The sequence below is a fragment of the Pseudooceanicola aestuarii genome (assembly GCF_010614805.1).
Classification (GTDB): Bacteria; Pseudomonadota; Alphaproteobacteria; order Rhodobacterales; family Rhodobacteraceae; genus Pseudooceanicola; species Pseudooceanicola aestuarii.
In genome coordinates this window covers 422,381-436,636 of sequence record NZ_JAAFZC010000002.1, presented here as the reverse complement: position 1 = coordinate 436,636, position 14,256 = coordinate 422,381, and the positions used below count along the sequence as shown (strand labels likewise).

The 14,256-nt window shown below is 67.6% G+C and carries 11 protein-coding genes; 2 read left to right on the top strand and 9 right to left on the bottom strand.

Translation table 11 applies throughout. The features are described from left to right. Nucleotides 1-981: 981 nt before the first annotated feature. The 8 genes from G5A46_RS14965 to sctW all read right to left on the bottom strand — a co-directional run bounded on the left by G5A46_RS14965 (nucleotide 982) and on the right by sctW (nucleotide 6,943). A complete protein-coding gene (locus G5A46_RS14965) occupies nucleotides 982-1,548 on the bottom strand; it encodes a tetratricopeptide repeat protein (protein WP_163850640.1) in 567 nt (188 codons plus the stop codon). Between the two features lie 16 nt (nucleotides 1,549-1,564). Beyond that, complete coding sequence (locus G5A46_RS14960; RefSeq protein ID WP_163850639.1) at nucleotides 1,565-2,026, bottom strand: tetratricopeptide repeat protein; 462 nt, start codon at nucleotides 2,024-2,026, stop codon at nucleotides 1,565-1,567. 95 nt (nucleotides 2,027-2,121) lie between these two features. Continuing rightward, complete coding sequence (locus G5A46_RS14955; protein WP_163850638.1) at nucleotides 2,122-2,667, bottom strand: hypothetical protein; 546 nt, start codon at nucleotides 2,665-2,667, stop codon at nucleotides 2,122-2,124. Nucleotides 2,668-2,695: 28 nt separating this feature from the next. Then, complete coding sequence (locus tag G5A46_RS14950; RefSeq protein ID WP_163850637.1) at nucleotides 2,696-3,649, bottom strand: hypothetical protein; 954 nt, start codon at nucleotides 3,647-3,649, stop codon at nucleotides 2,696-2,698. Nucleotides 3,650-3,670: 21 nt separating this feature from the next. Beyond that, nucleotides 3,671-4,714, bottom strand: a complete 1,044-nt coding sequence (gene sctE, locus G5A46_RS14945; RefSeq protein WP_163850636.1) for a type III secretion system translocon subunit SseC family protein — start codon at nucleotides 4,712-4,714, stop codon at nucleotides 3,671-3,673. Next, entirely contained in the window at nucleotides 4,711-5,262 is a 552-nt protein-coding gene (locus tag G5A46_RS14940; RefSeq protein WP_163850635.1) for a hypothetical protein, read from the bottom strand. Before G5A46_RS14940 ends, sctE begins: the two co-directional genes overlap by 4 nt. Nucleotides 5,263-5,355: 93 nt before the next feature. Beyond that, nucleotides 5,356-5,739, bottom strand: coding sequence for a type III secretion system chaperone family protein (locus tag G5A46_RS14935; RefSeq protein ID WP_163850633.1), 384 nt, complete (start codon nucleotides 5,737-5,739; stop codon nucleotides 5,356-5,358). Between the two features lie 10 nt (nucleotides 5,740-5,749). After that, entirely contained in the window at nucleotides 5,750-6,943 is a 1,194-nt protein-coding gene (gene sctW / locus G5A46_RS14930; protein WP_163850631.1) for a type III secretion system gatekeeper subunit SctW, read from the bottom strand. Between the two features lie 187 nt (nucleotides 6,944-7,130). On the opposite strand from sctW, the gene sctT reads away from it, so the two are divergent. Beyond that, nucleotides 7,131-7,952 carry a type III secretion system export apparatus subunit SctT gene (gene sctT, locus G5A46_RS14925; RefSeq protein WP_163850629.1) on the top strand — a complete coding sequence of 274 codons (822 nt, stop codon included), beginning with the start codon at nucleotides 7,131-7,133 and terminating at the stop codon, nucleotides 7,950-7,952. 468 nt (nucleotides 7,953-8,420) lie between these two features. On the opposite strand, the gene G5A46_RS14920 is transcribed toward sctT, so the two are convergent. Further along, a complete protein-coding gene (locus G5A46_RS14920) occupies nucleotides 8,421-10,736 on the bottom strand; it encodes a type II secretion system protein D (RefSeq protein ID WP_163850628.1) in 2,316 nt (771 codons plus the stop codon). A 465-nt stretch (nucleotides 10,737-11,201) separates the two neighbouring features. On the opposite strand from G5A46_RS14920, the gene G5A46_RS14915 reads away from it, so the two are divergent. Then, entirely contained in the window at nucleotides 11,202-14,201 is a 3,000-nt protein-coding gene (locus G5A46_RS14915) for an FHA domain-containing protein (protein ID WP_163850625.1), read from the top strand. Nucleotides 14,202-14,256: the final 55 nt, after the last annotated feature.

Genomic DNA, 14,256 nt, shown 5'->3' with positions numbered 1-14,256 from the left:
CGCCGGTGCCGAAAGAGAGCGGCCCGTTCGACGAAGGCGCAGCCGGTGTCTGCGGATGCAAGGTTGCCCCGCCCGGCGTGGGTCCTGCAAAGCCCGTTGCTGACCCGCGTGGCAGAGCTGCCGTGCCGGGGCCAGAGGCGGCAGTGCCCGTGCCGGAAGCGGCTGCGGCGGAGGTCGGATTGCCCGGCAAGGGGGCCGGATCAGGGCCACGCGGCGGGGCGGACACGGCAGGACCGAATGCGCCGGGTGGAAGTGGGGCGGCCGTGGGACCGGATTGTCCCGTTCCAGCTGGTCCCGGCGCGCTTTGCCCGGCGCCTTGTTGGCCCTGTCCGGTGAGGTGTTGGCGCGCTGGCGGTGTCGGAATCGGGGCCGGGGTCTGGGTCGGCGAGCCGGGGGGAGATGTCGACGCCCCTTTCGTCGCGCTGCCGGCAGGGGGCATGCCCCGGCCGGGCAGGGTCGGCCCGGCCGGTGTCGCGATCGGTGGGGTGGCGCCCGGCGCAATTGCACCGGTGGCGAGGTGGGCAGGCAGCTGACCTTGCCCAAACGCGCCCTGACCGATGCGCCCCGGCGTCGCGGCACCCGGCGCCATGGGCGTAGCCCCTTGACCCGAGCCACCCGCGGCGCTGGCGCCCGGACCGACCGCAGCCCGACTGCCACTTGGCTGACCAGTGCTCTCTCTGCGGACGGCTTCCTGGCGGAGGGTTTCCGGGCTGCCGGCGTCCTGCGCCGGTGTCGCCGGACGGGACGGGGAGGAGTGCGGGCCGTTGGGGCCGAAGGGGGCCGGAGCCGTCCCGTCCGCATAGGGGCCGGCCGCACCCGCCCGGGCGCCGTAAAGCTGCGCATCGGGCGCCTGCGGGGCCGGGACGGGCGTGGGCTGGGCGGTGGTCGGGGTCAGCACCGGGTCGGCCGTGTTGAACCGTTTGGCGATCTCCGCCGCGGTCAGGCTGTTCAGCATGGCGAGAACGCCGCCGCTGCCCAGGCTCATGCCCCGTGATGCTCCACCAGGGCCGCGAGGCGCTGCACCTCGGCGGCCAGGCGGGTGCGGGCGGGGCTGTCTTCCAGCGCGGCAAAGGCGGCGACATCGCGCCGGGCCTCCGCCCAGCGGCGGGCCCGGCACAGCAATTCCGCCCGGTGATAGCGTGGTGCCGGCGCGTCCGGAGCCAGGTCGACCGCTGCGTCAAAGGCCAGGGCGGCGCCGGTTTCCTCTCCATCCATGACAAGGCAGATGCCAAAGCCCAGCCAATGATCCACCCGTTCCGGCGCCAGCAGGCACAGCGCCTGGAATACCTGCCGCGCGCCACGGGCATCGCCGGCGTTGAACCGGGCAAAGGCCTGCGCATAAAGGGCATCGACGCTTTCTTCGGGCAGGCCAAGGGCGGCGCGCAGCGATCCGCTGTCCAGCATCCCGTCGAGCAATGCCAGATAATCGCGTCCGCCTTCGGCCTCAAGCCGGGCCAGGGCGGCGCGCATTGCCGTCAAGGTCTCATCGCTGTACGGCAGCTGGCGGGCGGCGGCAGTGGGGTGGGGAATGTCCGGGGGCGGGGTCATCGCGGTGCGGTCCGGTTCAGACAGCGTCTTGCAGCCGGGCAAGGCAATTCCGCGCCTCGGCGGCCAGGTCGGTGGCACCGGCCTCCTCGGCATGGCGCTGCGCCTCGGCCAGGTCTTCCTGTGCGACGTCCGTCTCTCCCATGGCCATCGCCGCCCGGCCGGAGAGCAGGTAGCCCTCCGCCCGCCTTGGCGCCTGCGCCACCACGACCGAGGCGCATTGCATCGCCAATTCGTTCAGCCCGCCGGCCAGGGCGGCCTCCGCCAGGCCGATCTGGGGATCGATGGCCAGCGGGTCCAGCAGAACCAGCGTGCGAAAGATGTTCAATGCTTCCAGCGCCTGCCCCTGGTCCAGCGCGCGCTTGCCCGCCAAGGCGGCCCCTTTCAGATCGCCATCCTTCAGACCCAGTCGGTCACGGATGGGGTTCAGGGCCAGATCGGTCAGCGCCTCGGTGGCGGCGGGGGGCAGGGTCGTGGTCATGGGGCTCTCCGGTTGGGGGCGCGGGCAGGATCGCGTCGGGGGCCGCTGAAAGGGCCAGGGTGCCACCTGCGCGGCGGCGGGATGTCAGGGCGGTCTCAGGGTTGGAAGATGACGAAATCCGCCCCGCTATCTGGCGGTGTGGCGGGGCTGGCAGGATGGGCGGCGGCTGTAGCTGGTTCGGCGCTGGCGGGGATCACGTCGCGGGCAAAGCTGCGCCATTGCAGGATGTCCTCCAGCGCGGCGACGGCGGCGCGCGGATCGCCGGGGGCGATACGCGCCTGCGCGGTCACCCGCAGGGGCGGCTGGTCCGGGCGACGGTCGGCCAGCGCCATCAGTGCCGCCGCACCTGCGGCATCGGCACCATTGACATCGGGAAGGACAAGGGCGGCGCGGTTGAACCCGGCCAGCCCCAGCCCCAGCCGCAGCAATTTGCGCAGCTGGGCCGTGGCCTCGTGCGGGTCGGGGGTCAGCGCGCCCAGCGTCCCCTCAAGCGTGGCAGCCTGGCCATCGGGGGCAAGGCGCAGGATCAGATCCGTGTCCTCGATCGTGAAATCGTGGCGCGCGCCCAGGGGGCCGGGTGGCGGCACCAGGCCCATGGCCTGCCAGATCGCGTGAACCGATGGTGTGAGCCCTCTGGTCATCCGTCTCTTCCCCTTTGCTGGCCCGCGATCAGACGCGGGTCATGCTGGCCATCATGTCGGTTTCGGCATTGTTCAGCTCCCGCAGGAAGGCGAGGGCGGATTTGATCATTTCCTCAAGGTCTTCCATGAATTTCTTGGCGAAATCGGCGTTGGACTGGCTTTCGGTCGCGGCCGCGGCGAGTTCCTGGCCCTGGGCCTCGTCGATCTTGCCCTCGGCCTGGAAATGGGCGGAGATCATGCCGCCGATGGCGCCCATCAATTGGTTCAGCGCCGGCGCCAGAGAATTGATCGTCTGCGACATTGTTCCAGCCTCCGCCGCGGTATTCGCAGTCAGCTTCGCGGCATTGTTGAGCTCGGCCCCGCCACGTGTGGCGTCGCCACCGGCGCGGGCGGCGATGTTGCTGGTCTGCACGCTTTCCTTCAGGGCGCCGGTGGCCTTGTTCATCTGGCCGATGGCGCCGATGGCGGCGCCGATGGAGATCACCGCCGAGACCACCGCAACGACCAGCGAGACAATGGCGGAAGCGATGATCTTTTCCGCTGATTCGCGGGTTTCTCCGGCCTGCGCCTCCAGCTCTCCGCGGGCCTGCTCGCGGGCGGCCAGACGGGCGTCCAGCGCGTTCTGGCGGCTCATCGACGCGAATTCGATCATCAGTTTCGACAGCACGTCAGGATCGCGCACCACGGACAACAACACGCTCAGCTTTTCCTCAAGCGAGGCCGTCTCGTCCGTCAGCGTGGCCAGCGCGGCCTCCAGCCGGTTCTGCGCGGCGCCGCTGCTTTCGGGGCCCGCCATCCGGTTCATCGACGCCCCGCCGGCCCCCGTTGCGCCGCCGGTCTGGCCATCCGGGATGACGCCATTGTAATCGCTGCTGCCGCCACCGGTGCGGTTGGCCTGGCCACCGCCCTGGGCGCCCTCGCTGCCGCCGGGGCCGGTATAACCGAACGTCTGGGTCGTGCCATCTGTGCGGATCGTGGTCATTGTCAAACCTCCCCTTGGGGTTCAGCCCGCAAAGCGGGTGGCGGACAGCGTATCGCCGCTGTCCTTGTTCATTTCGGTGATCTGGTCGAGCATGGCGTTGAACCGGTCGGAGGCGCCCATCAGCATGGCCAGCGCCTGATCGATCAGGTCATCCAGCTGCTGCATCAGCGCCTGGATCGCCTGGCTGTCGGCTTGAAGGTCCATCGCGTCGGCCTGGTCCTCGGCGGCGGACAGGCCGTAGCCCGCCGATCCCACCTGCGCCACGGCAGAGCCGGCCTGCGTCACTGCGGCGGCGACGGCGGCCACGGTGCGCACCGTTTCGACGGCCGCCTTGGCGACGGAGGCGCTCAGCCCGGCAAAGCCCTGAACAGCCGCATCCACCCTGCCGGAGGCCACGGCAGCGACGATGCCGGCCACCGCCAGCGTGATGGTGAAGGCCATATCGATCGCCATCAGCGCATCGTCCGAAATGTCGGGGTCGATCGCCTTGGCCAGGTTACCGGCTATGCCCGCGCCGGTTTCTTCCTGTACGATGGAGTTGATCAGCGAAACCGCCATGATGACCCCGCCGGCGATCATCAACGCGCCGACGGCCTGCATTCCCGGAACTGCGGCCAGCGCCGCACCGATCGCAATCATCAGGAAGGCGCCAAGCGCCTGGAACGCCATCGAGATCTTGTCGAAGATATTTCCGGATTTACGCTTGGCCTCGGCCTCGTCCAGTTTCTTCTCCGATTCCTCGATCTTGGCTTCGTTTTCCTTCATGTTCAGGCGCTTCGTTTCCTGTTCGTTCAGGACACGGTCGGTATGCACCTGGGAGGTGATTTCCTTGAGCTTGGAGGTGATCTCCGCAAGACGGGTCTCGAAACTTTCCGACCCGAGTTCGGGCATGAAATTGCGCAACCCCTCCAGGATGGAGCCATAGCCCGGTGCCGCCGGATCGGGCGCGCCGCCGTTCTGCATGCCGCCGATGCCGCCGCCGGTCTGGGTTTCCTGGGTCTGTTCCGTGCCGGTCGTGCCATAGGTGTTGGTCGTTCCGGGCGTTCCGCCGATACGTGTGTTCACGGGGCCATCTCCTGTGTCAGCATCTCGATCCTGCCGCGCGCCTCTGCCAATGCGGCGGCCTGGCCTTCGACCTTCTCGGCCTCGGCGGCGGCAAGACGGAAACTTTCCAGCGCCTCCGCCCGATCACCGGTGGCCAGAAGGCATTCGCCGTAGCGCAGGTACCCGTCGGGATTGGTCGCATCGAGCGCGAGGAAATTCAGGTAATTGTCGATCGCCTGCGCAGGCTTGCCAGCCATCTGCCGGGACAGGCCCAGGCAATAGTGGTTCTTCGCCTCCAGCGGGTCGATAAGGCACAGGTGGACAAAGGCATCCTCGGCCTTGGTCAGGTCACCGGAATTCAGAAGGTTGAAGCCCACGGCATAGAGAACCTCCAGGTCCTGGCGTGTCAGGCCCAGGGTCTGCGCGGCGGTGTTGCCGTCCTTGAGCCCCTCGTAGATGTCGTTGCCCTCCAGCCCTGCTTCGCGGGCAAAGGTGTCGACGCCGACCTGGACCAGTCGCATGACGGTCTCCGGATCATGGTCGCCAAAGAAATCCTTGATATTGTCCATCTGCGTCCCTTCCGTCCTGTCCCGTTCACATTACAGCCCGCTACGGGGGAGGCGGTGCCGAAAGACACAGCCACGTCCGGCGCGGCGCAGGATCTACAGCCCGGCGCTGCGGTGCAGCCCGTCCAGCAGGTCGAAACCGCGTTCCAGCCGGGGCAGGTCGAACGCCTCCGCCGGAAGGGTCAGGGCCAGCACCGGCTGATCTGCACGCGTCATCCCGGCCTGGATCACCTCGTCGCCGGTGGCATGATATCCGCCCAACCCGGCAAAGCGGCCCATCGCCACGATGTCCTCCAGGATGATCTTGCGGGTCAGGCTCATCACCACCGCGTCGCCGTCCTGGGTGGCGGTGAACGACAGCCGCCCCGCGGTCTGGAATTCGAACCCCGCGCCGCCGTCATCGGCGACCACAGGGTCCAGCCCCAGCCCGGCGGCGAATTGTGACACGACCGAACGGGCGTTGCGGGAAAGCTCTGGCATCGTGGTCTCCTCAGCCTTCGTAGGCGGCTTCTTCGATGTCCACCAATCGGTCGGAGAGGGTCATCAAGAGGCGCGATTGCTGTTCGCGGGATTGGTCGGAATGCATCACCTGGTCGGGCAGGGTGGCATGAAGATCACGCAGCAGATTGATCAGCACCACCCGCATCTCCGGCGGCCCGGCATCGAACCCGGCCAGCAGGCCCTCCACCTCTGTCATCGAAGCGACGGGCGATCCGGCCAGATGAAACAGGCGCGAGGTCAGATCCTCCGCCCCCGGACGGGCGGTGTCGACGGTGGCGGGGAACATGCGGTCGACCTTTCCCAGCATCTGGCCGGTGGCATCCAGCACGGAGCGGAGGCTTTTCAGATGCCCCAACTCGGTCAGCAGCATGTTCAGCACGACCGGATCGGTGGAGGGCCCGGTGGAGGCCAGATCGCCGCCCGCGACTTTCATGAAGCTGTCGACCACCTGGTCGAAACTGTCGGTCAGGGAAAATTTGCGGAATTCGTCGAACAAGCGGCCCAGGTTCGGCGTCTCCCGCAGCAGCGTGCGGTAGCTGTCCCGATAGGCTTGCGGATCGGCGCCGAAGCGATGCCCGGCCTCTGCCGCTTCGCGGGCGGCGGCAAAGCCGGCGGAGATGTCGCGCGCCGTGTCGGGGTCGCGCAGCGCATTGCGCGCGGTGTCCAGCAACGCGATGAACGCGGGCGAGGCTCCCGCTGTCTGGGCCGTGGCGCGCATCTCCTCCAGCGCGGCGAACTGGTGGGTGATGTCACCATCGTAGTCGCGCAGCGCCTTCAGGATATCGTCGGCGGTGGGCATGTCGTCGCCACTGCCGCCGCCGCCCTGCAACAGCTCTTCGAATTGCTGCATCCGGGCGACGAGGTCGCGCAGCTTCTGATCCTTTGGCAGGTCGGGGAGCTTGTCGTAATATTCCGCGATCCGGGCAAGGGCTTCGAAATTCGCGCCCTGGCTGCGCCGCATCTTCATCTTGTCCAGATCGCCCTTGCCGCGCGTGGCGGCGGCCATCCCCAGTTCTTCCATGGCGTCGGAGAGGTCGGATTGCTGCGGCGTGGCCTGCACGCTTTCGCCGGTGCGGGCGTTGCGGCCCATCTGGTTGGACATCACCTCCGCGCCCACGGGTGAGGCGGCGTTATGGGTGGCGACCTGGGTGCGGATGACTTCCTGCGGCGTTGTGATCGGCATGGCAATTCCCTCCGCATCACAGGTTAGCCGGGGTTGCGGGGGCCGCGCGTATCGGATGTTACTGACCGCGCGGCCGCCTGCGGTCATGGTCGGAGACGTTCCCGGCATACTGGGCGGTCCAGCCGGGGCGGAGCGTCGCCGGATTGGAACAGGTGGGCGGATCACGCGGGCAGGACGGGACGGCGGCATGGGATTTGGCGAGGTGACCAGCCTCTACCACGCGTTCGAGGAGGTCTTGCTGGCCTTTCTGCTGGCATTGCCGCGCGCCTATGCCTTCATCATGTCGTCCCAGCTGTTGGCGCCTTCGGCGGTGCCGCGCCTGGCGCGCAATGTGGCGATCCTGGTGATCGCGATGCCCATCACGCCGCTGCTGACGCCCTATACCAGTCTGTTCGTGGGCGAGGTCGGGCTGTTCATCGGCTACTTCTTCAAGGAATTCGCCCTTGGCTTTGTCATGGGATGGTTCGTGCATTGGCTGTTCTGGGCGGTTCAGGCGGCGGGCAATTTCATCGACAACCAGCGTGGCGCCGCCATCGCCGCATCGATCGATCCGTTGCAGGGGCACGAGGCCTCGCCGTTGGGAATCCTGTTCAGCCAGGCATTCATCACCTATTTTTTCGCGGTGGGCGGGTTCCTTATCATCACCGATCTGCTCTATGCGTCCTACGTGACCTGGCCGGTGGTGGAGATGATCCCGATCCGGTTGGAAGCCTTTCCCGAACTGATCTTCGAGGTGATCGACCGTGGAATGCGGCTGATGTTCATCCTGGCCGCGCCGGTGATCGCGATCATGTTCCTGGCGGAATTCGCGCTGGCCATGGTCAGCCGCTTTGCGCCGCAGGTGCAGGTTTTCATCCTGGCGATGCCGATCAAGTCGGCCCTGGCCGTGCTGATCCTGATTTTCTACATCCCGCTGATGATGTCCTATGCGTTGAAACAGCACAGCAGCATGGCCGTCTACCTGGACCGTTTCTACGAGATCATGCGCACCGCCCGCGACCTTCCCTGAGAGCGCGATGCCGAACGGGGCGGCGCGCGCCATTGGACGGGCGGGGCGCTTTGACCGGCAGTGCAGCGTTGGTTCCGGTTTCGAGCGGCAGGGCGCGTGTCGCCGCATCTGACGATGGGCTGAAAATTGGCGGGCGTGTTCGGACCGCGGAAATTGGAGAGGCCGTCCCGGAGCGGGTGCGCCGCAATGGGTGCGGGTCATGGCGCTATGCGGCATCGCACGCCCATCCGGTCGGTGACGCGGGTTCGGAAGGCGGCTGTGTGCGCTACGGGGCAAACCGCAGGCCGCATGGCCTATCGGGCCGAAGCAGGCGGCGGGATCGCGGACCGGCGCCAAACGTCCTTCGTTCCTGACGTCCCAATCCGACACAAGGGGAGGGTCGAGCGCACACCCGGCACCCTCGGTCTCCGGGGGTGTGCGCCAAGGCCCCTCTCAGGATATGTTCGCAAGAGGGGCCTGGCTGCGGTGTCAGTTGTTGACCTTGGAATACCAGCGCAGGCGCTGGCTCAGGTTGGTCAGCTGGTTGTCGTTGCGCACCACGCGCGGCGTGATCATGACCAGAAGCTCCGATCGCGTCTGCTGATTGCTGCGCCGGTTGAAGGCATTGCCCAGCACGGGGATCTTGCGCAGCACCGGTACGCCGTTCTCCGAATTGTCGGCCCGTTCCTGGATCAACCCGCCCAGCAGCACGGTGCGCCCCGATTGCACGGTGATCTGGCTTTGCACGAAGCGTTGCGCGATCACCGGGTTGGATCCCGCCTGCGTATCCACGTTCCGGGCCGAGGACACCTGTTGCGTAATGTCCAGGAAGACCGAATTGTCCGGGCTGATGCGCGGCGTGACGTCCAGGATCACGCCCACATCCTTGGCGTCGATCTCCTGGGTGACGGTGACAGTGCCATTGGAGTTCGACGTTTGCGACGCGGTGACAAATGGGATCTGGTCCCCCACCGCCAGGCGGGAGGTCGCGCCGTCCACGACCGTCAGGTAGGGCGAAGAGATGACCTTGACGTTGGTGACCGATTGCAATGCGCTCAGCACCGCCTGGATGGCCGTGTTCCCGGCCATGCGGTCGATCATTCCGACAAAGCCGCCGCCTCCGGGGTCGGCTGCGCCGCCTTGCGCGGTGGAGGTCCGGATGCTCAGCCCGTCCTGCTGGAGGAAGGCCTGAACGCCGTATTGCAGACTGTCGTTGATATCGACCTCGACGATTGTCGCCTCGATCACCACCTGCGCGCGGGGCACGTCCATCGCCTCCACCAGCTGCTTGATCCGCTTGAACTCGCCGAAGCGGGAGCGCACCAGCAGGTTGTTGCGGCCGTCGGTGGCAAAGGTGATGCCAGCCGCCGCGCGTTCCCGATCCGGAGAGGACACCGGGTCCGGTGCGCTGCCGCCGCGATTGTCACGTCCGATGAAGGTGGGGGCGGGGACGTTCTCTCCACCCTCCACGCCGCCGCCGTCACGGGCATCCTGCCCGGTGTTGGCCCGGTCGATCCCGGCCTGCACCACGTTGGAGCCAGCCCCCCCACGCCCGCCATTGGCCGGACCGGTCTGCGCGATGCCGGTGCCGTCGACCATGGTGGCCAACTGGCGGGCCAGCTGCTCGGCGTCCAGATGTTTCAACTGGATCACCCGGATCTGCGGCGCATCGCGGTTTTCAACGTCCAGGTTGCGGGTCAGGCGCCCGACGTCGTTCAGCGTCGACTGCCGGTCGGCCACCACCAGGATGCCGGGGGCCTGGTCGACGGGGAGGATCATCACGTTGGCCAGGTTGCGGGACTCGTAGATCGCGGTGATCTGTTCGGCCACGGCGTCAGGCGGCGAATTGCGTGTGGGATAGAGTGCCACCAGCGCATTGCGCGGCACGCTTTCGGTCAGCGACATCACCAGTTCCTCGATCGCCTTGAACTGGGAGGGATCGCCGCGCACCAGCAGGTTGTTGGTGCCCGGCACCTCGGCCACCACGTTGTTGGGCGGGATAAGGGATTGGATGATCGGCACGATGTTCTCGGGCGGTGGGCGCCGCAGCTTGATCGCGTAGGAGGAATCGCCCGCCAGCCCGGTGCGGCTGCGCAGCCCTGTCAAGGTGTCCAGCTCATCGGGGGTGCCGATGTGGTAGACGCCATTGAAATACTGGATCAGGTAGCCGTTGCGCGCCAGCACGTCAGACAGCATCTGCACCAGTTCCGCCGGGGCGAACCGCTGTTCCGAGCGGAAGGTCAGGGAGCCCTCGACGGAGTCGCCGACCACGTAATTGACCCCCAGGATACCGCCGAGGACGTTCTGGATCACGTCGCGCAGCGGCTCCTGATCATAGGACAGGGTGACGGTGCGTTGGCTTTTGAAATCCGGTTGCCACTGATCGCCGATGACGGATTGCGAGCGCAGCGGCTCGACCACGATGTCCTCGGCGCGCAATTCCTCGAACCGGGCGGCATTGCCCTGCCGGGCGCCGCCGGGGCCGTTGTTGACCGCGTTGAAGTTGATGAACCCGGTGGGGCCGGAGCCGTCGGTATTGCCCAGTCGCGTGCCGGTGTCGCCTGAAAAATAGGTCTCCCGCAGGTTATCGCGGGAGAAGAATTTCGGCGTGCGGGCCTCTTCCTGGGTGGTGACGATTTCCTCGCCGGTGACGGGGTCGATGGCAACGACCAGGTTCTGGCGCGTCTCCTTGCCTGTTTCGGTGGCGCAGGCGGCGAGAAGCAGGAACCCAACCAGAAGCGCAACAAGCGGGCGAAGTCCTCCGGGTCGGGGGAGGACGCGCAACAGCGGGATAGTCGGGGTCATCGGGAATTTACCTTCGGTCGTTCAGCCGGTGGGCCGGCCTTGTCCGGCAACGGGGCCGGTGGATCGGTGACTGCCGGACGGTGCCTGGGTCTGCCGGATCGTTCGTCCGACCAGATATTGCGCAGACCAACCCGCGCGCACGAAGTGACACCCCGCGCCAATGGCGCGCGGTGCGGTCCGTGTCTGGCTGACGCCCGAAAAGGCAGCATGCGTCCCGTCCCCTTTCTGGCAGATAAGCCGGTTCGCGCCGGGCAGGGTGCGTCATTCGTCACACTCCGTTCGGCGGACGCTGGGTAAGAACGTCCAAAGGACAGCGCGGCGCAGGCCGGGCCTTCCGGGGGAAGAAGGCGCCGGATCACGACACCAATGTCGTGGACCGGAGGACGGCCGGGCCGCTCCGGCGCCCGGACACCTTTCCCGCAGGAAGGCGCCAGCGGCGCGCCGCAACGGCGGGGGCGCGGCACGATGGCAAAGACGTCGGGAACATATCTGTTCAAGATCCTCAGCGGGACGCAATACGGGGTCGAAGTCGCGCTGGACGCCGGCAGCTTTACCTTTGGCAGCGGCGCGGACGCGGATATCCAGTTGACCGACATGACGCTGGAGCCGGTGCATGGCACCTTGCGGCTGGCCGCCGGCCGTATCGACCTGCGCAGCAACGGCGGCGCCATCGCGACCTCCACCGGGCTGACGGTGGAGGGCGACGATACCGAATGGCATGAAATCGCACAGCTGGATATGGTCACGGCGGGTACAACACGGTTCGCCGTCGGCGCACCGAATGCCCGCTGGACCAAATTATTGGCCGCCGGTCCCGCGACCGGGGCGGAGGACGGCGCGGGCGGGACGGGGCGCAGTGGCGCGTCGGGGGGATCGACCCGGGCGTTGACCCTGCTGACGGCGCTGGGCGTTCTGATCCTGCTGGCGATCGGCGCCAATGTCCTGACCGGGCCGCAACGGTCGCTTGCGGCCTTTACCGATGACGGCGCCGACAGCCCGCTGGATCAGGCGCGCGCGGTGCTTGGCGGGTTCGACTTCACCCGAGAGGTGGAGGCCACGCGCCAGGTCGACGGCACCATCGACGTCACCGGCTATGTCCAGACCCAGACGGAGCGGCGCGCCATCCAGAACGGGCTGGCGGAGATCGACGCCTTTGTCCGTCGCCGTATCTGGGTGCGCGACGCGATCGAAGGAGAGGTCGCCGCCCTGCTGCAATCGCAGGAGGTCAGCATCGACAGCACACTGGCCCCGGACGGGGTGCTGACCCTGCGCGGCGACATTCTGGACCCGGCGAAGGCCAGCGCCGTCACCGACCTGCTGGAAGGGCAGGTGTTCGGTCTGGCGCGGCTGGACGACCGGCTGCGCACCGCCGACGACTACCTGGAAGAGATGCGCGGCCTGCTGGACCGGGTGCATCTCGACGGGTCCGTCCTGCTGCGTCGCGACGGGCTGCTGGTGGAGGCGACGGGCGTCGTCCCGCGCGAGAAGATCGATGCCTGGGTCGGCTTTATCCAGGTCTATGCAAAACGCTTTGCCCGATTGTTGCCGCTGCGATCCTACGTCGCCCTGGAAGGGGTAGAGGGCAGCGGCACCCGTCCGCTGATCATCGGCGATCCGGGCGCGCTTGGCGCCGGGTTGGGAAACGCCCGGGTGCTGACACCGGACATGTTCGGAGATGACGCGGCGCCCCTGACCCTGGACATGCTGCTGGGCCCCGATGCGTCGCAGGAGACCGATGCCGACGCCGCCGTGGCGCCCGGTTCTCCGGCGATCCCCACCCTTCGGGAGGCCGTCGCCACCCTGGCTGAACTGCGCCCCAACCTGTTGCGCCAGCTGGCCCAGCAGGTGCTGGCGGGAGAGGACGTGGATGCCGCCCTGTTGCAAGAGGCATTTGCCGTCGTCTCGGAGGCCTACGGGCTGGACGGGGTCGACCCCGCTGTACTGGCGCAGAGCGATCTGTTCCGCGACCTGGCCGATCCGCAGGGGTTCCGCGACCTGGTGTTGAGCCTGGTGGAGGCCGACGGCAGCGTGGCCCAGGTCGCCGCGGGGGCGGCGGGAGCCCCGCTTTCCGACGTCGGACTGGCAAACCGGATGCGCGCGCTGCTGGGGTTGGAACCGCTTGCCGAGGGGCCCGATGGCCCCAGCCCCGATGCGCCGCGCGGGTTCACGGCGCGGGACGGCTCGTTGACCTCCTTGCTGATGGCCCTGATGAACGGCACCGCCAACCTGCCCGAGGCGCTCGCACGGGCCAGTGGCACCGACGCCTCGGGAATGACCGAGGGCACGCCAGATCTGCCGCCCGCCCCGGCGGGGCAGGGTGGCGCGGTCGCGTCGGGGGACGGTATGGCACAGGGCGAGGCCGGACCGACCGTCGCGGCAACGCTGGCAGGGGCAGGCGACGGGACCGGTGCCAACGCTGCCGATGCCGTCGCGGAGGGCGCCCCAGGGCAAGCGGGCATTGCCGGAAATCGCCCGGACGGCAGCCGCCCCGACGCGGTCGCGACTGCCGCCGGATCTCCGGCCCGGACCAACGGGGCAGATGGGGAAACGGCGGGGCAAACGCGCGCCGAGGGTACCGCCCTGAGCGCCGCACCCATCGACGCGGACCAGGCCAGGAGCGAGGCCACGCTTTCCGACGACGCCCAGGACACTCCCACGGCATTGGCCGCCGACCAGGTGCTGCCGGAGGGGGCCTCGGGCCTGTTGCATGCCGATGGCCTGACCTTTCCGGTCTTTGACGGCGATTTCCGCATGGATGCGGGGCTGACCCGGCTGATGCAGGGGCTGCGGCAACTGGCCCGCGCCGAGCGTGAGGGGCTGGATCCGGTGGCGGGTCGCGCAGCGACCCTGTTGGACACAGGCGCCACGGCAACGTTGTTGAACCTGGCGCGGATGCAGGCCGATGCGCTGGACATGGGCAAGTCCCTGTTGGCGATGCCGCGTCCGCTGTCCGCCCTGCCGATCCGCCAGGCCCGCTCCACCTGCTGGGAGGGGTCCAACATTCCCGTCGCGCGGGTTCCGGCCGTTCTGGTCTGGATGGACATCCTGTCGATCGACCCCGCCGCCGACCTGGGCCAGATCGAAGGTGACAACCGCCTGTTGTTCATGGAGGCGGCCCTGTCTCCGCATCGGTTGCGTCGGTGCCTGGAGCGGATGGACACACCCTATGCGCGTATGATCGTCGCGTCTTCCTCCTTCCTCTCGGAAACGGAGAAGAACGAAAAGTTCGTGGAATACCTGTTTCGCAACGTGCCCGACTTCCCCATGCCGCTGGATGGTATCAACCTGAAGGACGAGCGTTACGTGCAATTGGCGGACGGCAACAAGCTTCGGGAGGGGATGGCCCCCTCCTTGCAAAGCAGATTGTCGCTGATTGGCGATCTGGGCTTGTTGATCCGTGTGGATAGCGGATATGTCGCGCGGCTATACGGTGATGCGCTGCTGTGGCGTGTGGAAGAATCCTGATCCGGACCACCTGGTCTTGGGCATGATGCAGCCAATATTGCAGGGCTGTGACAAT